This window comes from Streptomyces sp. NPDC054757, from assembly GCF_053612185.1.
In genome coordinates, this window is record NZ_JBSHBW010000003.1 from 42,660 (window position 1) to 62,090 (window position 19,431).

22 protein-coding genes are annotated in these 19,431 nt (G+C 69.9%); 5 read left to right on the forward strand and 17 right to left on the reverse strand.

Translation table 11 applies throughout. The features are described from left to right. Positions 1-20: 20 nt before the first annotated feature. A complete protein-coding gene (locus ACWGKJ_RS05340; RefSeq protein ID WP_385022846.1) occupies positions 21-908 on the reverse strand; it encodes an RNA polymerase sigma factor SigF in 888 nt (295 codons plus the stop codon). A gap of 263 nt (positions 909-1,171) precedes the next feature. Between ACWGKJ_RS05340 and ACWGKJ_RS05345 the strand changes: the two genes are divergently transcribed. Further along, positions 1,172-2,377 carry a PP2C family protein-serine/threonine phosphatase gene (locus ACWGKJ_RS05345; protein ID WP_385022843.1) on the forward strand — a complete coding sequence of 402 codons (1,206 nt, stop codon included), beginning with the start codon at positions 1,172-1,174 and terminating at the stop codon, positions 2,375-2,377. 187 nt (positions 2,378-2,564) lie between these two features. On the opposite strand, the gene ACWGKJ_RS05350 is transcribed toward ACWGKJ_RS05345, so the two are convergent. The 8 genes from ACWGKJ_RS05350 to ACWGKJ_RS05385 form a co-directional block, all read right to left on the reverse strand. Then, on the reverse strand, positions 2,565-3,074 hold the full coding sequence (locus ACWGKJ_RS05350) for a MarR family winged helix-turn-helix transcriptional regulator (RefSeq protein ID WP_385022841.1): 510 nt from the start codon (positions 3,072-3,074) through the stop codon (positions 2,565-2,567). Positions 3,075-3,123: 49 nt separating this feature from the next. Continuing rightward, entirely contained in the window at positions 3,124-3,648 is a 525-nt protein-coding gene (locus tag ACWGKJ_RS05355; protein ID WP_385022838.1) for a GNAT family N-acetyltransferase, read from the reverse strand. Positions 3,649-3,806: 158 nt separating this feature from the next. Beyond that, positions 3,807-6,047, reverse strand: a complete 2,241-nt coding sequence (locus ACWGKJ_RS05360; RefSeq protein WP_385022835.1) for an ATP-binding protein — start codon at positions 6,045-6,047, stop codon at positions 3,807-3,809. A gap of 162 nt (positions 6,048-6,209) precedes the next feature. After that, the gene (locus ACWGKJ_RS05365) at positions 6,210-6,836 is read right to left on the reverse strand and encodes a DUF6879 family protein (protein WP_385022832.1); all 627 of its coding nucleotides are present in this window, start codon (positions 6,834-6,836) and stop codon (positions 6,210-6,212) included. After that, a complete protein-coding gene (locus tag ACWGKJ_RS05370) occupies positions 6,829-7,095 on the reverse strand; it encodes a hypothetical protein (protein ID WP_385022829.1) in 267 nt (88 codons plus the stop codon). Before ACWGKJ_RS05370 ends, ACWGKJ_RS05365 begins: the two co-directional genes overlap by 8 nt. A 113-nt stretch (positions 7,096-7,208) precedes the next feature. Then, complete coding sequence (locus ACWGKJ_RS05375) at positions 7,209-7,430, reverse strand: DUF397 domain-containing protein (protein ID WP_385022826.1); 222 nt, start codon at positions 7,428-7,430, stop codon at positions 7,209-7,211. A 39-nt stretch (positions 7,431-7,469) separates the two neighbouring features. Next, positions 7,470-7,667, reverse strand: a complete 198-nt coding sequence (locus ACWGKJ_RS05380; RefSeq protein WP_385022823.1) for a DUF397 domain-containing protein — start codon at positions 7,665-7,667, stop codon at positions 7,470-7,472. After that, entirely contained in the window at positions 7,664-8,539 is an 876-nt protein-coding gene (locus ACWGKJ_RS05385; protein ID WP_385022820.1) for a helix-turn-helix domain-containing protein, read from the reverse strand. The genes ACWGKJ_RS05380 and ACWGKJ_RS05385 overlap by 4 nt, the downstream gene beginning before the upstream one ends. Before the next feature lie 256 nt (positions 8,540-8,795). Here ACWGKJ_RS05385 and ACWGKJ_RS05390 point away from each other — a divergent pair, with 256 nt between their 5' ends. From ACWGKJ_RS05390 to ACWGKJ_RS05405, 4 genes are all read left to right on the forward strand, one after another. Further along, on the forward strand, positions 8,796-9,155 hold the full coding sequence (locus tag ACWGKJ_RS05390; protein WP_453315673.1) for an ATP-binding protein: 360 nt from the start codon (positions 8,796-8,798) through the stop codon (positions 9,153-9,155). Next, positions 9,148-9,465 carry a hypothetical protein gene (locus tag ACWGKJ_RS05395; RefSeq protein WP_385022814.1) on the forward strand — a complete coding sequence of 106 codons (318 nt, stop codon included), beginning with the start codon at positions 9,148-9,150 and terminating at the stop codon, positions 9,463-9,465. Before ACWGKJ_RS05390 ends, ACWGKJ_RS05395 begins: the two co-directional genes overlap by 8 nt. Before the next feature lie 117 nt (positions 9,466-9,582). Next, a complete protein-coding gene (locus ACWGKJ_RS05400; protein ID WP_385022811.1) occupies positions 9,583-9,957 on the forward strand; it encodes a VOC family protein in 375 nt (124 codons plus the stop codon). Between the two features lie 97 nt (positions 9,958-10,054). Beyond that, complete coding sequence (locus ACWGKJ_RS05405) at positions 10,055-10,633, forward strand: MSMEG_1061 family FMN-dependent PPOX-type flavoprotein (RefSeq protein WP_385022808.1); 579 nt, start codon at positions 10,055-10,057, stop codon at positions 10,631-10,633. Between the two features lie 65 nt (positions 10,634-10,698). Here the strand turns inward: ACWGKJ_RS05405 and ACWGKJ_RS05410 are convergent, their stop codons facing one another. The 8 genes from ACWGKJ_RS05410 to ACWGKJ_RS05445 all read right to left on the reverse strand — a co-directional run bounded on the left by ACWGKJ_RS05410 (position 10,699) and on the right by ACWGKJ_RS05445 (position 19,428). After that, on the reverse strand, positions 10,699-12,894 hold the full coding sequence (locus ACWGKJ_RS05410; protein WP_385022805.1) for an iron ABC transporter permease: 2,196 nt from the start codon (positions 12,892-12,894) through the stop codon (positions 10,699-10,701). A 2-nt stretch (positions 12,895-12,896) separates the two neighbouring features. Further along, the gene (locus ACWGKJ_RS05415; protein ID WP_385022801.1) at positions 12,897-13,958 is read right to left on the reverse strand and encodes an iron-siderophore ABC transporter substrate-binding protein; all 1,062 of its coding nucleotides are present in this window, start codon (positions 13,956-13,958) and stop codon (positions 12,897-12,899) included. An 8-nt stretch (positions 13,959-13,966) separates the two neighbouring features. Then, positions 13,967-14,887, reverse strand: a complete 921-nt coding sequence (locus ACWGKJ_RS05420) for an ABC transporter ATP-binding protein (RefSeq protein WP_385022798.1) — start codon at positions 14,885-14,887, stop codon at positions 13,967-13,969. A gap of 115 nt (positions 14,888-15,002) precedes the next feature. After that, positions 15,003-16,316, reverse strand: a complete 1,314-nt coding sequence (locus ACWGKJ_RS05425) for an MFS transporter (RefSeq protein WP_385022795.1) — start codon at positions 16,314-16,316, stop codon at positions 15,003-15,005. A gap of 162 nt (positions 16,317-16,478) precedes the next feature. Beyond that, a complete protein-coding gene (locus ACWGKJ_RS05430) occupies positions 16,479-17,060 on the reverse strand; it encodes an ArsR/SmtB family transcription factor (protein WP_385022792.1) in 582 nt (193 codons plus the stop codon). Positions 17,061-17,143: 83 nt separating this feature from the next. Next, positions 17,144-17,737, reverse strand: coding sequence for a TetR family transcriptional regulator (locus tag ACWGKJ_RS05435; RefSeq protein WP_385022789.1), 594 nt, complete (start codon positions 17,735-17,737; stop codon positions 17,144-17,146). A 119-nt stretch (positions 17,738-17,856) separates the two neighbouring features. Continuing rightward, positions 17,857-18,876, reverse strand: coding sequence for an aldo/keto reductase (locus tag ACWGKJ_RS05440; RefSeq protein ID WP_385022786.1), 1,020 nt, complete (start codon positions 18,874-18,876; stop codon positions 17,857-17,859). A gap of 96 nt (positions 18,877-18,972) precedes the next feature. Beyond that, on the reverse strand, positions 18,973-19,428 hold the full coding sequence (locus ACWGKJ_RS05445) for an Lrp/AsnC family transcriptional regulator (protein WP_385022783.1): 456 nt from the start codon (positions 19,426-19,428) through the stop codon (positions 18,973-18,975). Between the last annotated feature and the right edge of the window lie 3 nt (positions 19,429-19,431).

Here is a 19,431-nt window from a genome sequence, read left to right on the forward strand (position 1 = left end):
AGGAGCGTAAGGAGCCCGGCTCAGGCGAACATGCCGGTACGCAGCTTGGCGAGCGTGCGGGACAGGATGCGGGAGACGTGCATCTGCGAGACGCCGATCTCCGCGCCGATCTGTGACTGGGTCATCTCCTGGCCGAAGCGCAGCTGGATGATCCTGCGCTCCCGCTCGTCGAGTTCACCGAGGAGCGGGGCGAGCGCGTGCAGGTTCTCCACCGTCTCCATACCGGGGTCCGGCTCACCCAGCACATCGGCGAAGGCACGGGTCGAGGGGGTCGCGCTGTCGGCGCCGTCGACGGACAGGTCCAGGGAGCCGGCCGTATAGCCGTTGGAGGCGATGATCCCCTCCAGGACCTCGTCCTCGCCGATGCTCAGGTACTCCGCGAGCTCCTTGACCGTCGGGTCGCGGTCCAGGCGCCTGCCGAGCTCGTCCTTGGCCTTGGCCAGTTCGATACGGAGTTCCTGCAGCCGGCGGGGGACATGGACGGCCCAGCTGGTGTCACGGAAGAACCGCTTGATCTCGCCGAGGACATAGGGGATGGCGAAGGTGGTGAACTCGACTTCCCGGGAGAGCTCGAAGCGGTCGATGGCCTTGATGAGGCCGATGGTGCCGACCTGGACGATGTCCTCCATCTCACCGCTGCCGCGGTTGCGGAACCGGGAGGCGACGAACTGCACGAGGGAGAGGTTCATCTCGATGAGGGTGTTGCGCGCGTACTGGTACTCGTGCGTGCCCTCCTCAAGGTTCTGAAGCCGGTCGAAGTACAGCTTGGACAGGGCCCGGGCGTCCTTCGGCGCCACCTTGCCGCCGTCCTCGACCCGGGGCAGGTCGCCCAGGGCGGAAGCCTCACCGGCAGCCGGAGCCTTGGTGTCCTGCGTGGCGCCGATGGTCCGTTCAGCGATCAGTGTCATATCTCTTCCTCGCTCGTCATGCAGGCTTCCCATTAGTCGCACTTCCCCGGTTCGGGGACCGCACACCGGTTGGGCGCACTTTTCTTGCCGCGCAACAACAGTTGTCTCTCCGCAACGTATAGTGAGGCGAAGAGCGGCTGGCCCCCGGCCCAGTCACCGGCCGGCCCTCGCACCCCCCCGACCGCTGCAGGAACGTCCGGACGCGCCGCACTCGTGCTCGGCCGGAATCTCCCTTCGGTGCAGACACGAGAAGCAGGATCAACGTGGACAGATTGGCTGCCGTCGAGAGGGCGTTGCGGAGCGCCGCACCGGATTCGCTCCTCGACGTCGTAACGGCGGCCCTGCGGGAGCACTACGGCGCCCAGCGGGTGGAGCTGCGCCTCGCCGACTACGGTCTGACCACCCTTCAGGCGGTGGAGGACGTGGCGCTGCTCAGGGAGCCGGTACCGATCGACGGCAGCCCGCAGGGGCGGGCCTTCGGAGCGCAGGAGCCCTATGTCGAGCCGAGGATCACGCAGGGCGCGGTCACCGCCCACGTACCGGTGACCGTCCGCGGAGACCGGATGGGGATCCTCAGCGTCAGCACTCTTGAGGACGGCTACGCGAAAGCGGATCTCGTGGAGGTCCAGCAGATCTGCGACATGCTCGGCCGCGAAATCCTCGTCGCCGAACGGGACACCGACCTCTACCGTCTCGCCCGGCGCGCCACCCGGCTCACCCTCGCCGCCGAGATGCAGTGGCAGCTGCTGCCCGGCCGTTCGGTGTCGCGGCCGGAGTTCTCGCTGGGCGCGCACCTCGAACCGGCGTACGCGATCTTCGGCGACAACTTCGACTGGTCCGTGACGGCCCACCACCTCACGCTCACCGTGACCAACGGGATGGGCCGGGGCATGCAGGCGGCGCTGCTGACCAACCTGGTCGTCAACGCCCTGCGCAACGCCCGCCGCGCGGGACTCGGCCTCGCCGATCAGGCGAGCCTCGCCGACCAGGCCGTCTACGCGGAGTACCGCGGGGCGCTGCACGCCTCCGTCCTGCTGCTCCGTTTCGACCTCACCACCGGCGAGGCGGAGGCGGTCGACGCCGGCTCTCCGCGCATGTGGAGACTGCGGGGGCGCAGCGTCGAGCCCGTCGGGTTCGACGCGCAGCTGCCCCTGGGGATGTTCGAGGAGACCGTCTACTCGGCGGAGCGTCTGCGGATGGAACCGGGGGACCGGATCCTGGTGGGCAGCGACGGCGTGTACGACAGTGTCTCGGCGACGGGCGAACAGTACGGGGAGCGGTCACTGGCCCGCTCCCTGTCGGCCCACCGCTTCCTGCCGGCGGCCCAGGTGCCGGTGGCGGTCCTCCGTGATCTGCGGGAGTACCGGGGGTCCTCGCCACAGGAGGACGACGCGCTCGTCGTCTGCCTCGACTGGTTCGGCCGTCAGTACCGTACGGATGGCATGGACGGGGGCGGGCGGTCGGCCTGAGCAGGGGGTGTGGCTGAGCGGGCGGTCGGTCGGTCCGAGCGGGCGGCTGCCTGACAGGCGGACGTGCCGGGGCGGGTGGTGTGTCTGGCAGGCTGCCCGATGTGCCCGAACGGGCGGACTGACGGACTGACGGACTGACGGACTGACGGACTGACGGACTGACGGACTGACGGACTGACGGACGGGCTTAAGCCGTGGAGGGCCAGATCCCCGGGCCGCCGATCTCGTCCGGTCCCGCAGCCGCGGCGCTCCGGAAACCGTCGAGCCCGTCGAGCAGTGCCTGCCGGGCCGCAGCCGGCATGGCGTCGATCGTCGACATCAGGACGTTCTCCCTGCGGGCCCGCAGATCGGCGAGGTACGTCTTGCCGTGCCGGGTCAGCCGCAGATTCAGCTCGCGCCTGCTTACCGGGGACGGAGCACGCTCCACGAATCCCATCGCCTGCAGCCGGTCGCACAGCCGGCTGACCGACGGGGGAGCGGAGCCCAGGGCGTCGGAGAGCATCCGCAGATTGATGCCCTCGTCGCGGTCCAGCGTGTACAGCACGCGCAACTGGGAGGGCGAGACCGCCCCGGCGTGACCGGCCTCACGACCCTGCTCCCAGAACATCTCCAACAGTTCGATGACCTCGGAGCCCAGGTGGGCGGCGTCCCGGGACTGAGAACCGGGATCGGAACCGGGGCCGGGATTCGTGCCCATCACTGATGCCACTCCGATTCCGCGTTGTCCTCGCCCGGCTATTTTCGCATCATGGCGGGGCGGCTGCGCAGGGCTCGGGTCCGCCGTCGCCCCAGGCGGTCTCGTAGTACCTCACTCGCTTGTCCCGTCCGACCGGTTGCATGCCCGCTGCGGTCATCACGCGGTGGGACGCGACGTTGTCGTGGTCGGCGCCCCCCTTCACCCGGGCGAAGCCCCGCTCCCGTGCGGAGACGAGCAGGGCCCGGAGTGCCTCGGACGCATATCCCTTGCCCTGCGCGGCCGGGACCAGGCCGTAGCCGATGGTGAGGCTGCCCTGCGCGTCGGGCGGCCCGTGGAAGTCCACACCCCCGACCGCGCATCCGTCGCCCCGCAGCCGGATCTCGTACGCACCCGGGTGCGCCCCCTCATCTCCGCCGCGCGCCCCGAGGAACCGCCGGGCCGCGGAGACGTCCCCCTCCATGGGGTATCCGGGTGCCCACCGATCCGCCTCACCGGGCCGACCCGCCACCAGCCGCTCGGCTTCGGCCACGGTCAGTGGATGGAGTACGAGCCGTGCTGTCATGAGGTCGTCCATGGCATGGGGCGTATCACGCTGATCCTTGCCGAGGCCATCCGGTTTCTTGCGCGCAGGGGCCTCGCGCCCGGACGGCCATCTGGATTTCCGTGTGGGGCGGGGTATCGGCGGTCGCCGGTGGCGTTGTCTCCCAGCCTGCCTCCCCCTCCGCGCTCCTATCACCGGTGCAGCCCGCGCCGTTCCTCGACGTGCTCCCGCATGCTCACCGCGCGTACGTCCTCGTAGCGGCTCAGGAGGGTAAGAGCGTCACCCCAGTGCCCGTCCGCCGCTTCGGGGTCCTCGCAGTGGAGTGCGGACGCGAGACCGTCGAGGGCGATGGCCCGGAGCCAGGAATCTCCGAGTTCCTGATGCACGGCGGCGGCTCTGCGGTGGAAGTCGGCGGCCTCACGCCCCCGCCCCAGGCGTTGGTACACCTCACCCGCTCCTTGCCAGGCCAGCGCCTCGCGGCTGCGGCTGCCCGAGCGGCGGTGAATTGTGGCGGACCGCTGGTAGGAGACCAGCGCGTCCGTGAACCGTCCAACGGCCTGCTGGGCATGGCCCAGGTAGAGGATCCAGTACCCCTCCAACGCGTGATCACGCAACTCCAGGGCCAGCTCCACGGCTTGACTCGCCGCCCGAACGGCTTCGGCACCTTTGCCCCGGTCGAGATGGACCGCGCTCCACAGACGCAGCACGTTGCCTACGCTGCGCTTGTTCCCCATGCTGCGGTGGACTGCCAGGGCCCGGTCGAGGTCGTCTGCCGCTTCGGTCAGGTCTCCGCTCTCGATACGTGTCTCGGCGAGGTTGGAGCGTGCGACGGCCTCCCAGTGCGAGGCACCGAGATCTCTGAACAGTGCCACGGCTTGAACGAAGTGGTCCTTCGCTTCCGGCAGTTGCCGTGTCCGCAGCATGATCAGGCCAAGGGCGTTGAGTGCTGCGGCCTCTCCTCGTGGATCCCTCAGTTCTTGCCGGATCGTCAAGGCATCCCGGTGCGAACGCCGCGCCTCCACAAGGCGGTTGAGTCGGCGATGGGCAAAACCGGCGCTCTCCAGCAGCATGGCCTCGCCGACCCGGTCACCGAGACGCCGGACGGCCCGCAGGGCTGTGTGTGCGGTGGCGAGCCAGTCGGTTACGGGGGCCGAGGGGGCCTGGGCGCTCCAGAAGACCGCGGAAAGCTGCCAGGTGTACAGGTCGAGTCCGGCCTTCTCGGCGGCGCGTACGGCCCCCACGAGATTGCCCTGCTCACGTTCGGACCAGTCGACGGCCTGGTCGTAGGTGGTGAACGACAGAGGGAGCGCACCTTCGGCGGGCGGTGTCAGGGTGACGTGGTCGCGGGCAGGAGCAATCCAGCTCTGGGCGGCATCTGCGGAGTGCAGGTACCAGTCGAGAACGCGCCGGAGCGCGGCATCACGGCTGTCCTGCGTTTCCTCCCGGGTCCGGTCGGTCGCGTAGGCCCGAAGGAGATCGTGGAACTCGAAGCGGTCGGGGGCGGTTTGTTCCAGCAGATGGGCGCCCACGAGGACATCCAGCAGGTTTCGCGATCGTCGTGTGCTGATCCCGGCGAGAGCGGAGACGGCCCCGACTCCGAAGTCGGGCCCCGGGTGCAGCCCAAGAAGTCTGAAGAGGCGCGCCGCGTCCGCCGACAGAGCCCGGTAGGACCAGGCGAAGACCGAGCGCACCGCCTCCGACTCCTGATCGTCGCCTGTACTGAGCGCCTCCCACAGGGCCGACTCGTCACGCAGATCGGAAATCAGCTCGTCCAACTGCATATGGGGATGGCTCGCCGCGCGCTCGGCCGCGATGCGCAGCGCCAGTGGAAGCCGCGCGCAGAGCCGGGCGAGCTCGGTCAGCTTGTCGGCGTCGTCTTCGGGCCGGTAGCCGTTGGTCACGGCCCGCAGCAGGGCAACGGCTTCCCCTTCGGGGAGGGTGCGCAGAGTGATGCGATGCGCTCCGTCGCGTACGGCCAGTCCGGACATACGACTCCGGCTGGTGACGATCACGAGGCAGTCCGAGTGGCCGGGCAGCAGCGGTCTCACCTGGTCGGCGGATGCGGCGTTGTCGAGGAGAACCAGCATTCTCCGGTCGGCCAGCAGGGACCGAAACAGCGCTGCGGCGGTATCGGTCTCCGAGGGTACGGCACCGGGCGGGACACCGAGTCCGGTGAGGAAGCGGTGGAGTGCGTCCTGTGCGGTGACTGGCTCGCCCGGGTCGTAGCCCCGCAGATTGATATAGAGCTGGCCGCCGGGGAAGTCGGCTTCGACCCGGTGGGCCCAGCGCAGGGCGAGTGAGGTCTTCCCCGCTCCCGCTGTGCCGGCGATGACACAGACTGCGGCAGATCCGCCGTTGGCATCGGTCAGGAACGCGTCGATCTGGCGCAGTTCCGACGTCCGGTTGACGAACCCCCCTGCCTCGCGGGGCAACTGGCGTGGTGCGATTTCCGTGCGGCTCCCGGACGCTGCCCGGTCGTGGTGAAAGTGAACGTCCCTGATGGCTCCGGCCTGCACCACGTCCCGTGACGATCCTGACAGCTCATTGCCTGTATCGCCGGAGTGTTCGCCGCTCATGCCGTCGCCGCCGATCGCCTACTCCGCTGTTGCCCGTGGCGGAGGAAGGTCCGCCACCCGGCGTTCGAAGAACGGCAGCAGCTCTTCGCCGGCCTCGTAAAGCTCTCGGACGAGGCTCGCCCAGCGTGCGATCAGCGTGGGCTCGCGGAAGCGGACGGCCCCGTCAAGAGCCCCGGCTTCGGTGTAGACGACCTGATAAAGGGCTTGGTCCCCGAGCACGACCACTTCGGGCAGCGGGCCGGCGCGTTCGAGTTCGGCCAGCTCGGCAGAGTCGATGACCCGAATTACTCTGCCGGACTCCGCCTGCACTCTCAGGGCATGCAACTCCCATTGCAGGTACGGAGTGAGAGGCTCCTCCACGACTCGGACACGGCGAAAGACGGTATGGAGCTGCTGGTCCCGCCGGGTGGCACTGAGCAGCCCTTCCCGCTTGTCCTCCAACAGCCGCAGAGCCTCCTCCCAGCTGCCTCGCCGGACCGCCTGCCAGCTGCTGTCCTGCTCTTCGAACTGCTGCCGCCGCTCCAGTTTCCAGCAGTCCTGACGGCTGATCTCCATGCGACGCTGACGGAAGTCGCTACGGTAGGCGTTAGTCGTCAGCCGGTCTCCTTGCGAGGCGACGAGTTCGAGGGAGCCCGGATCAAGCATCTGCGATGTCCGGCTTCGCCGAGCGGAGCATGCTGCCCGGAATGATCACGAGGCGCTCGTCCGCCGCGATGGTGACATCTGCGGGCAGACGGGCGGCGTAGACATCTGTGAGGTCCCGTCCGACGACGGCGATGTCGCCGTTGCCGAGCTCCCAGATGTCCGGGCAGCCGTCCTCATCCTGGGTTGTGCCCAGTTCCCTAGCTGATTTTCCCAGCCGCCGCACGAAGGGCGCGGAAGGATCGGCCTCCCAGGGACGCATGTCGTCTCCCCTCGGTCGGAGCGTTCATTCGTATGTGCCGTGATGAATCGTAGAACGCTTCATCACTCCCTGTACATACGAGTAATGGCCAGCGGGGAGCCCCTTCCTGGGTGCTATCCGTGAGGCCGCACCACCTTGAGGAAGGCAGCCCAGGCGGCGGGGGAGTGGTACGTGATGCCGTGCGCCGGGCACTTGCTGTCCCGGACGGCACGGCCTCCGTCGGCCGTTCCGGCTACCTCTACGCACTCTTGCTTGTCTGTGGAGGAGGAAAACGAAGACTTGCGGAAGGCCGTTGTCAGTCGTTTGTTCTGGGCTTGCGCCGTCCTTCGTGTCATGGTCGCGACCCTTTGGCGAGTAGGGGAGCTGAGGTGGAGCTAATCGTGGTGCTTCATTGCTCCGAGGAAGACTGCCCAGGCAGCGCTGGAGTAATACGCGGTGCCGTGCGCCGGGCACTTGCTGTCCCGGACGGCGTGGCCGCCATCGACGGTGCGGGCCACCGTTATGCAGTCGTTCGATGCGCCGCCTGAGTACGACGACTTCACGAAGGGGGTGATGATCTGCTTGCCGTTCACGCTTGCTCGTTCTCCTCGGGGATGACGCTCATCGTCTTTTTGATGAAGGATCGGCTCTGCTCCGGAGTCATCGCGGCGGATCTCAGGGAGTCGAAAGCGTTGCTGTAGCTGGACAGTTCGTCCTCGCCCTCAAGGATCATGGTGTTGGACAGACTGTCGAAGGCCACGGCCTCAGCGGCTGCTCGCTGGTCGAAAGCGAACGTGACGAAGGCATTCGTGATGCGGGCAGCCGCCCACTCGCTGTGCGGGAGGACCTGGACCGTTACGTTCTGCTGTTCCGAGATCGCGAGGATCAGGGCGAGCTGCTCGCGGTGTGTGGTCGGGGAGGCCATGGGGGATGTGAGGGCGGGTTCCCAGATCACGGCGGCGAACCGCGAGCCCGTCTCGGCGATTGCCTTGCGGCGTTCCTGCCGCACCTGCACGATCTCTTCGACTGCCTCCGCCGAGAAGACGCTGGGGTTGGCATCGATCAACGCACGTGTGTAGTCCGGGGACTGGAGCACACCTGGAACGAACACAGGCTGCCAGGAGCGGATGTACGTAGAGTCCGCCTCAAGTGAGATGAAGTCGCCCAGCTGCGTCAGTGACGGGGTTTGGTAGTCCAGCCACCAACCCCGCTTGTTGGAGTCCCGGGCCAGCTGCTCCAACTGCCTGTACACCTCGCGGTCTTCGACCCCGTACAGCTCCAGCATGAGCCGTACATCGCCGGGACGGGCGGATACCTGCCCGGTCTTGATCCGGCTGATCTTGGTCTTTGATCCGGCGATCTGCTCCGCTGCGTGTTCTTGGTCGAGCTTGGCCATTTCCCGGTACCGGCGGAGGGCCGCTCCCAGACGTCTGCTTCGCACCGTAGGGCGTCCACCTGCGGGCATGTCCCCTCCTTTACTGCGCGTGCTCAGTTTGCACGGCACTGGACGCTACACGCCACCACGACGGAACGCTCAGCCACACGCAAATTCGCGACTTCAGGGGAATTGCGTTTTCGATGGGTGGCGCTCTAGCGTGGGTTGCGTCACTGAGGGTGCCGATTGCGGCACTGAAGGTGAAAAGTCCGGCTGCCCAGCGCCCCTTGGAGGCCCCATGTCCGGCCGTACGAACACCACCCGCTTCCGCCGAAACAGGGCATCCGTGTCCAGGGCGAGGCGGCACGTCGAGGCCGTGCTCGTGGAGTGGAAGCTCGGGCACCTTGCCGAACCGGCCGTCCTCATCACCAGTGAGCTGGCCACGAACACCGTCCTGCACGCCCAAGGGATCTCCGAATACTTCGAGTTGACCCTGCGGCGCCGCCGCTCCGTACTCGTGCTGGAGGTCGCGGACGCCTGCACCTGGGCTCAGCCGGAACTGCGCAAGCCTGACCCGGAAGCCCTCGGCGGCCGGGGCTTATGGCTGGTCGACGCGCTCGCCGATGCCTGGGGGGTGCGGGAGCGGTCCGTGGCCGGGAAGACCGTCTGGGTGCAGCTCGCCACCCGGGGTGGCGGGGATGCGTAACGTCAGCCTGTTGCACCGGCCGTCCGGCGGGCCGGCGTGTCCGGGCTGGTGGTGCGAAGTACGCGCCCCCGAGGTGTCGTTCGCGTACCGGGCGGACCGCCCCGAGCGTGCGCTCGTCTGGATGCGCATCGAAGTCCGGCTGCTGCTCCGGGAGTTCGGTGCCGATGACCGGCAGCGGGCGTATCACTGGCTGGATCAAGGGCAGTGGGAGGCCCTCTACCGGCTGCGCGCCGGGGAGCCGTACGCCTTCACGGCGGCCGGTGTGGTCTGGACGGCCCGGCCGGTGCTCTTCCTGCCGGGCCCGGTGTAGGTCCGGCCCGTTTCCGCGGACCCGCCCGCGCCCCGCACCCCTACACGGAAGGCGCGGGAGTGCCCGACCGGCCGTGACGGCGAGGGTCCGAGGCGGGGTGTGAGGCAGGATGGCGTCATGACGACGAGAATCGGTGCCTTTGTTCTCGGTACTCCCGATCCGCTCGCGCTGGCCGACTTCTACCGGCGCCTGCTCGGCTGGCAGGAAGTCGAGAGCACCCCGGAGTGGGTCCGTCTGAGGGCTCCCGAACAGGAACGCCCGGGTCTCAGCTTCCAGTTGGAGACCGACCACACGCCCCCGGTGTGGCCGCCGCGTCCGGGTACGCAGCAGATGCAGGCGCATCTGGACGTGCAGGTCGATGATCTGGAGGCCGAGACCGAGCGCGCCTGCGCCCTGGGTGCGACGGTGGCGGAGTCCCAGCCCGAGGAGGGCGTACGAGTCCTCCGCGACCCGCACGGCCACCCGTTCTGCCTCTTTCTGCCGGGCGCCTGAACGGGCCCCGTGCCGGGCCGGGCGGATCAAGTAAGGTAAGCCTAATAAATCCTGGTCACTGTCGTACTGGGCAGCCTCTTACGGTACGGAGCACCCCTTGTCGAACGTCGCACCCCCGCTCGCCCCCGGCACCCACACTCCGCTCGACGGGGCCGTGCCCGTGCGGTCGGCCGACGAGTTGCGGGACATCCTCGGCGAGCCCCACCCCATCGTCATCGACAAGGTGCACGACCGGCTCACCGAGGAGGACCTGGGCCTGCTGGCGCGGTCGCCCTTCTGTGCCCTGTCCACCAGCGACGCGGAGGGGAACTGCGACGTCTCGCCGCGCGGTGACGCCGCCGGTTTCACCTGCGTACTGGACGAGCGCACGCTCGCGCTGCCCGACCGTCCGGGCAACCGGCGTGGCGACAGCTTCCACAACGTCCTGTCCAACCCGCAGGTGGGGCTGCTCTACCTGATACCGGGCGTCATGGACGTCCTGCGCGTCAACGGCCGGGCCCGGCTCCTCCGGGACGCGCCGTTCTTCGACGCGATGACGGTCAGGGGGCGGCGGCCCGAACTCGCCCTGGTGGTCGAGATCGAGGAGATCTTCCGGCACTGCCCGGCATCACTGCGCCGCTCGGGTGTGTGGTCGCCGGAGACCTGGGAGTGCGCTGCCGGGCCGGCCGCGGCCTGAGACCGGATACCCACCGCCCGGCGCCGGCCGCATCCACACCTGCCGGGCCCGTCCGGCTGCGCCCCCTACCCGTCCGCCCTGGCCCGCCACAGCAGCCACCCGAAGTACGGGGCGCCGATCACCGCGGTGACCACGCCCACGGGGATCTGCGCGGGCGCGATCACCGTCCGGCCCACCGTGTCCGCGACCACCACCAGCAGGGCGCCCATCAGCGCGGCCACCGGGAGCACCCGGGCATGGCGCTGGCCCACCAGGGCGCGGGCCGCGTGCGGTGCCACCAGGCCGACGAAGCCGATCACACCGACCGCCGCGACCGCCGCCGCGGTGAGCACGACGGAGACCCCGAGCAGGGCCAGTCGCGTACTGCCGATACGGATCCCCAGCAGTCTCGGTGTGTCGCCGTCCAGGCCGATGATGTCGAGGTCGCGCCGCATCACGGAGAGCACGGGCAGGCAGACCACGAGAGCGGCCAGCACCGGAAGGACCTCGGGGAACGTGCGCCCGTACGTCGATCCGGAGAGCCACACCAGCGCCTTCGTACCGTTGTGCGGGTCGGTCAGCACGATCAGCAGGCTCACCAGCGCCGCGGCGCCCGCGGAGACACCGATACCGATCAGCACCAGCCGGTTCTGCTCAAGTCCGTACCGTGCCGCGAGCCCGAAGACCAGCGCGGTGGCGGCCGCGGCTCCGGCCAGCGCCGATCCGCCGATCAGCCAGAAGCTCGCGAGGGGGACAGCCGTCAGGGTGGCGACCGCGCCGACCCCCGCGCCGCCGACCACTCCGAGGATGCCGGGCTCGGCGAGCGGGTTGCGCGAGACGGCCTGGACCACCGTGCCCGCCGTGGCGAGCGCGGCCCCGGCGAGCAGCGCGGCGGCGATCCGCGGCACCCGGGTGTCGAGTACGAAGGTGACGAGCCGGCCCGACCTGCCGGTGAGCCAGTTCCCCACGTCACCGATGAGCAGGGTGGTGTCACCGAGCAGGACCGCCGCGACGGCCGAGGCGAGGAGAGCGGCGGACACCACCACGAGGGTGACGACGAAGGCGCGGCGGCTGCGCAGCCTGGCGAAGGCCGCGTCGGGGGTGGTGGAACCCCCGTCCCGTGACCGGTAGGCCAGGAAGACGAGCACCACGGCGCCGAAGAAGCTGGTCACGATGCCGGTCGGTACGGCCGCGCCCGCCTGCGCCCCGAAAAGTGCCCGCAGGAGGACATCGGCGCCGAGCACCACGAGGACACCGGCGAGCGCCGATGCGGGGATGAACACCCGGTGGCGCAGGAGCGCCGGTATGCGTCCGCCGACCAGCCGGACGGCCGCGGGCGCGCACAGTCCGACGAAGCCGATGGGCCCGGCGACGGTGACCGAGACCGCGGAGAGGACCACGGCGAGTACGACCGCGACGCTGCGGGTGAGGCGGGGGTTGACCCCGACCACCTGCGCCTCGTCGTCACCGAGCCCCAGGATGTCGAGCCGCCTGCCCAGCGCGACCAGACCGGCGAGCGCCACGAGTGCGACCGGGGCGAGCCGGTCGATGGTCTGCATGCCGATCTGGGCGAGCGAGCCGTTGCCCCAGGCGTAGAGGCCGGTGGTCTGCTGGGTGCGCAGCAGGAGGAGCATCTGGCTCAGACCGCTGAACCCGAGCGTGAGGGCCGAGCCCGCCAGGACGAGCCGGGTGGAGCCCGACCCGGCACGGGCGAGCCCCAGTACGACACCGGCCGCGAGCAGTCCGCCGACCAGCGCCGTGCCGCCTGCCGGGAAGGCGGGCAGGGAGATGCCGAACGCGGCGACGGCGACGACCGCCAGATACGCGCCGGCGTTCACGGCGAGGGTGTCGGGCGAGGCCAGGACGTTGCGCGACACCGACTGCAGTACGGCCCCGGCGGCGCCCAGCGTGCACCCGACGACCAGCCCGGCGGCGAGCCGTGGCAGCCGGGAGGCGACGAGCACGGCGTCCGCCTGGTTCGCCCCGTCGTGGCCGGTCCACAGGGTGGTGACGGCGCGCCAGAGTGCCTGCGGTCCCACGGCCGCCGTGCCCTGGCCGATGTGGACGACGGCGAGGGCGAGCAGCGCGAGGAGCGTCCCGAGCGCGAGGAGGGGGAGAGCCCCGCGCGGTGCCGGGCGGCCGGGCCCGGCCGGGGGTGACTCCTCGGCCGGGGCGGCGGACTGCGTGGGTACGGGCTGGGCCGGGGCAGCGGAGTGCGCGGGTGCGGGCTGGGCCGGGTCAGCGGAGTGCGCGGGTGCGGGCTCGGCCGGTTGGGTGTGCACGGTCACTTGGTCAGCGCGTGCACGACGGCGTCGACGTACTGCGTCATCGACGCCGTACCACCGAACATCCAGATGCCGTCCGGGAGCCGGTGGACATGCCCCTTCTTGACGAAGGGCAGCGACTTCCACACCGCGTTGTCCTTGAGCCCGTCGGCGAACGGGTCCCCGCCGTCCGTGGTGTTGGTGATGTAGAGGAACTGGGCATCGCCGATCTTCGTCAGGCCCTCAACATCGGTCGCCGCCAGGCCGTACCCCTTGTCGCCCTTCATGGACCAGGGGCTGACCAGGCCGAGTTCGGTGTTGACGTCGGTGATCAGCGAGCCCTTCACATAGGGGCGCACCGATACCTGGCTGCCTTCTTTCCACCCGTCGGCGAAGGCGACCTTCTTGCCTTCGAGCCCGGCGTCGGAGAGTTCCTTGCGACCGGCGGCGATCTTCTTGCGGAAGGCGGCGAGTTCGGTCCTGGCCCGGTCCTCGGTCCCGGTGGCCCTGGCGATGAGGTTGACGTTGTCCGTCATCTGGTCGATCTGGCGGCTCGCGTCCGCCGCCCGCACCACGATGAGGGGTGCCACCTTGGAGAGCTGCTTGACGGCCGAGTCCGACAGGTCGTTGGTCGCGACGATCAGGTCGGGCTTGAGGGCGGCGACGGTGTCCACGCTGGGCTCGCCGCGGGTGCCTATGTCCTTGACGCCGCTGGGCAGCGGCGCGGCGGTGTCGTACGCCTTGTATCCCTTGACGTCGGCGGCGCCGACCGGTTTGACGCCCAGTGAGACGAGCGATTCGACGACGTTCCACTCGGTGCCGACGACGCGCTTGGCCGGTCCGTCGAGTGTCACCTTCTTGCCGCGTGAGTCGGTGAGCGTCAGCTTGGCGGCCGAGGAGGACTCCTTCTTGGGGGCCTCGGATGTGCCGCAGCCGACGAGGGCGATCGCGGCGGTTCCGACGATCAGGGGCCATGCCCACCGCTTGGCCGGGTGCTTGGCCGTGTACGTGGCGGCCAGGTGCTTGGCAGTCGTCAGCTCGCTCGTCATGAGCTTGGTCGTCACGGGCTTGGTCGTCGTCATGGGATGTTTCAGGGCCTTTCGAGCCGAAGGTGGTGTCTTCCCACCGCGCGGGTGCGGGGGATGCCCGTAGCGGGGTCGGGTGCGACCTCGATACGGATGCCATAGGTGTCGGTCAGCAGTTGCGGGTCGTACACCTCGGCCGGGGTCCCGGCGGCGGCGACGCGCCCCGATGAGAGCAGGACCACCTGGTCCGCCACGGCGGCGGCCTGGTCCAGGTCGTGCAGGACGACGCCGATGGTCACCCCGTGTGTGTCGGCCAGCTCGCGGACGAGGTCCAGGATCTCCACCTGGTAGCGCAGGTCGAGGTAGGTCGTCGGCTCGTCGAGCAGCAGCACTTCGGTGTCCTGCGCCAGGCAGCAGGCGAACCAGACGCGTTGGAGCTGGCCGCCGGAGAGACTCTCGACACCGCGGTCGGCGAGTGCCGTGACGTTGGTGACGGCCAGGGCGTGGTCGACGAGCCGCGCGCCGTCCGGGTCGCTGCCGCGCAGCCGGCCGCGGTACGGGTGGCGCCCGAAGCCGACCACCTCGCGGACGCTGAGACCGGCCGGGGTCGTACGGCTCTGGGCGAGCAGCGTGATGCGCCGGGCGAACTCCGTACGGGAGAGGGCGAGGGCGTCGACGGAGTCCTCGCCCTCGCCGCCCACGGTCACCTGTCCTGAGCGGGCCCGATGCAGCCGGGCTACCGACCTCAACAGGGTTGACTTTCCGCTGCCGTTGGGGCCGATGAGTGCGGTGACCCGCCCTCTCGGGAGGCGCAGGTCAGCCCCGTGTACGACATCGACGCCGTCATAGGCGACCGTGATGCCAGTGGCGGCCAGCCCGTACGAAACACCGGTGGCTCCGGCGCCACCGGCGGACGCGCCGGGACCATCTGCCGTGGTGCGGCGGGGCCGTGGGGTGTCTTCTCGTTCGGGTGCAGTCACGATCACACGGCAGAGGTTAGCCTAACCTAAGTAGTGGTCGACAATCGGCCCCGATCCTGGGTTGGTGGCCGGAAACGCACCTATGGCGGGCCGCCCGTCGCCCGCCGCCCGCCGCCTCGGCTCAGAGTGCGGGTGCCGGCTCGGAACGGGGGGCCGGGTCGGCGGCCGGAGGCTCCGTCGGCAGGTCGCGGTTGCGGCGGATCGGGGAGAAGTAGAGGAGGGACGCGGCGAAGGGGAGCCCGGCGATGGTGATCCACAGTGCGGTACGGGTCCCCAGCGCCTCGCCGAGCGCGCCACCGAGGACCGCTCCGAGGGGGATGGTGCCGTAGTTGAGGAACGCGGCCGATGCGGAGATCCGGCCGAGCATGTCCTTGGGGCAGTACTGCTGACGGAAGGTCGAGGAGAGGATGTTCCCCGCGATCACCCCGAAGGACACCGAGGTGTAGCCGATCACGAAGAGCACCAGGCCGGCTCCGGCGGTGGTCAGCGGGATCAGCAGGGCGAGCGAGGGGACCGCCAGCTCGAAGAGGATCAGGGCGCGGGCGCTGCCGATCCGGGCGGCGACCCGGCGGGCGGCGAAGGCGCCGATGATGCCGCCGATACCGCCTCCGGTCATCAGTGCCCCGATGGTCCCCGACGAGAGGTGGACCTCGCGCACCAGGAAGACGACCAGGATCGACTGATATGCCATCAGTGCCAGATTGGAGGCGCCGCCCGAGATGGCCATGGCGCGCAGATACGGGTCGCCGAAGGTCAGCCGCAGCCCCTTGCGGATCTCCCGGCCGAGCGCTCCGCGCGCCCGCACGGTCACCGGGCCGCGCGGCTCGCGGTGCCTGATGCGCAGGACGCAGAGGAACGACACCGCGAACGTCGCCGCGTTCACGAACAGCCCGTTCGCGGCGCCGACCGCCTCCACCAGGAAGCCGCCCGAGCCGTTTCCGGCGAGCTGCGCCGCCGACTCGCTGCCGTGCAGCTTGGAGTTGCCCTCCGCCTGGTCCTCGGGGGCGACGAGGTGGGGGAGCAGTGCGGTGTACGCGGTCTGGAAGAAGACGGTGGCCGTCCCGGCCAGTACCGCCGTGGCCAGCAGATAGCCGATCGAGAGCAGGTGCTGCCAGGCGGCGACCGGGACCCCGGCGAAGAGCAGCAGTGCGGCGGCGTCGGCGGTGAGCATGACCGGGCGGCGCGGCAGCCGGTCCACCCAGGCACCCGCGGGCAAGCCGATGAGCAGCCAGGGCAGCCAGGTCGCGGCCGTGAGCAGGCCCACCTGGAGGGTGGAGGCGTGCAGCAGTGTGACCGCGACCAGAGGCAGGGCGACCGAGGTCACGGACGCCCCGTACTTCCCGGTGGTCGAGCCCGTCCAGAGGAGACGGAAGTCGCGGTTGCGCAGCAGGAGGCTGCGGGAGGTGGAGCGCGCTGGTGTACCCGGAGTCGGCATGCGTATGAAGGTAGCTTGCAGAGAACTCTCTGCAAAGTGGTTTGCAGAGAGTTCTCTGCAATATTCTCCGCACTGTTTCCGGGCGGTTGTTCAGCCTCTGGCTCTGGCTCGTGGCGCGGGTGGCGCCTCAGCCTCTGCCCTCGCGGTACGGGTGGTGGCTCCTCAACTCCGACCCTCGTGGCGTGCGAACGACTGGAGCTGAACGCTGATCGGCAGCGATCCGGGCGCCGGCGACTCACCCTCCCCCGGGTAGTACTTGTCGACCACGGCCATCAGCTCGTCGTTCAGCTCCCGCAGCCGTGCCGGGGTCAGCCGCAGATCGTCCCAGTTGGCGATGGTGCCCGCGCTCTCCCATTCCGCGGGCCACTGCTGCTCCGCATACGCGGACGCCCGCTGGAAGTACAGCTGGATCAGCTCCTGCACATAGGCGTCCACGGCGACCCGCGCCGAAGGATCCTCCTTGCTCAACTGCGCGGTGTGCAGCACCTGTCGGTCCTCCACCGCCCGCCACCAGCGCTCCCGCCTGGTGCCCCGCTCCGTGTCCTCCTCGATGAAGTGGTGCTCGGCCAGCTGCCGCAGATGCCAGCTCACCGTGCCGGTGCTCTCGCCGAACTCCTGGGCCAGCGTGGTGGACGTCGCGGGCCCCTCGCGGCGCAGCGACTCCATGATGCGCACGCGCAGCGGGTGCGCGAGGGCGCGCAGACTTCGGGCGTCGATGGTCCGTACGGGCTTGTGGCTGGCCATGACGGCAGCGTAACCGGGACGACGCGGACGTCCGGCGGGCCCCACCGGTCCCCGGGGCCGCCGCGACGGCCGCCCCCCGCCCCTCAGCGGACCCTGACCCCCCGCAGCAGCAGATCCCGTACGGCGGTGAAGTCGTCGTCGATACCGGCGCGGCTCCACTCCGCGGCGTACACCGGGTCGTGGAAGCGCCCGGTCGCGTCGAAGACCGCGCGGGCCGTCGTGGTGAACTCCGCATCTACGGGGGCGAATGCACCCTGGGCGCAGCCGTCCTCGATGATCCGGGCGAGCTGGCCGACCAGCGCCCCGATATGGCGCTCCACCACTCCGCTGTTCTCCCCGGTCAGCACCCCGAAGGTGGCGAACAGCTCCGGGTCGTCGCCCGCCTTGCGGCGCTTCGCCGCGAAGAGGGCCGTCAGCCAGTCCTGCAGCCGGGCGGTCGCCGGGCCCTCCCGGTCGTCGGCGAACCGGGCCAGTTCCTCCTCCGACCGGTGCAGCCAGCGCTCCGTGACGGCCTCGCGCAGCGCCGCCTTGGTACGGAAGTGACGGTAGACGCTGCCGTGGCTGACCCCGAGCACCCGTGCCACGTCGACCACCGTGGCCTTGGCCGGGCCGTAGCGGCGCAGCACATCCTCGGTCGCCTCAAGAATGCGGTCGGGTGTCAGGGCTTCGGGCGTCATCGCGTCTGCGCTGCCTTTCGGTGCGGCGCTGCCTTCGGGGGATGCGCTGCCGTGCGGGGGAGTGGAGCGCTACCGACGGTACCGGGACCCCTGCGCTCGCTGCGACGGTACCCGGGGCCTCAGTGCTCGCTGTCCAGGTGGGCCATCTGGGCGGCCGGGTAGCGGTCGCCCGCGGCGGATCCGGCCGGGACGGCCTCCTCGATGGCGGCGAGGTCGTCGGCGTCGAGCGTGACACCGAGGGAGCCGAGGGCCTCGGCCAGCCGCTCACGGGTCCTGGCGCCGATCAGCGGGACGATGTCCTCGCCGCGTGCCGAGACCCAGGCGATGGCGGTCTGGGCGACGGAAGCGCCCTTCCGGTCGGCGACCTTGCGCAGCGCGTCGACCAGATCGAGGTTGTGCTGGAGGTTCTCGCCCTGGAAGCGGGGGCTCATGCTCCGGAAGTCGCCGGGGCCCAGCTCGCGGTCGCGGGTGAAGTGGCCGCTGATCAGACCGCGGGAGAGCACCCCGTACGCGGTGATGCCGATGCCCAGCTCGCGGGTGGTGGGCAGGATCTCGGCCTCGATGCCCCGGGAGATCAGCGAGTACTCGATCTGGAGGTCGGCGATCGTCGTGGTGGCGGCGGCCCTGCGGATGGTCTCGGCGCCCACCTCGGAGAGGCCCACATGCCGTACGTGGCCCGCTTCGATCAGTTCGGCGATGGCGCCGACCGTCTCCTCGATCGGTACGTCCGGGTCGACACGGGCGATCCGGTAGATGTCGATGTGGTCGGTGCCGAGCCGCTGGAGGGAGTACGCGGCGAAGTTCTTGACGGCGTTCGGACGGCCGTCGTAGCCGGTGAAGCCGCCTTCGACGGTCCGCAGTGCGCCGAACTTGACGCTGGTGAGGGCCTGTTCGCGGCGGGCGGCCGGGGCGGTGCGCAGGGCTTCGCCGATCAGCAGCTCGTTGTGGCCCATGCCGTAGAAGTCGCCGGTGTCGAGCAGGGTGACCCCGGCGTCGAGTGCGGCGTGGATGGTCGCGATCGACTCGGCGCGGTCGGCGGTGCCGTACAGCGCGGACATCCCCATGCAGCCGAGGCCGATGGCGGAGACCAGCGGTCCTGCGGTGCCCAGGGTGCGGGTGGGTACGGGAGTGGTGGCCATGCGGGCTCCTTCGCCGGAACAGAAGCTGACAGGGGTCGGTACATGGCGACTATGGCATGACGGGTAACAGATTTCAATATCTGTCACTTCGTGGCGCTACGCGGGCGACCCCGAGCTGAACCGCCGTACGAGGGGCGAGAGCACGAGCACGGACTTGGTGCGCTCGACGAACGGTTCGCCCGCGATGCGCTCCAGGACCCGTTCGAAGTGGCGTACGTCCTCGGCGTAGATCTGCACGACCGCGTCCGCCTCACCGGTGACGGTCGAGGCGGAAACCACCTCCGGATAGCGCGCCATACCGCGGCGGATGTCCTCGGGGGAGGTGTTGTGACGGCAGTGGATCTCGACGAACGCCTCCGTCTCCCAGCCGAGCGCCGCGGGATCCACCCGTACCGTGAAGCCGGTGATGGCGCCGGACGCGAGGAGCCGGTCGACCCGGCGTTTGACGGCGGGGGCGGAGAGCCCGACCCGGGTGCCGATGTCGGCGTAGGAGCGGCGGGCGTCCTCGGCGAGGGCGTGGACGATGCGTTCGTCGAGATCGTTCAGTCGCAAGGC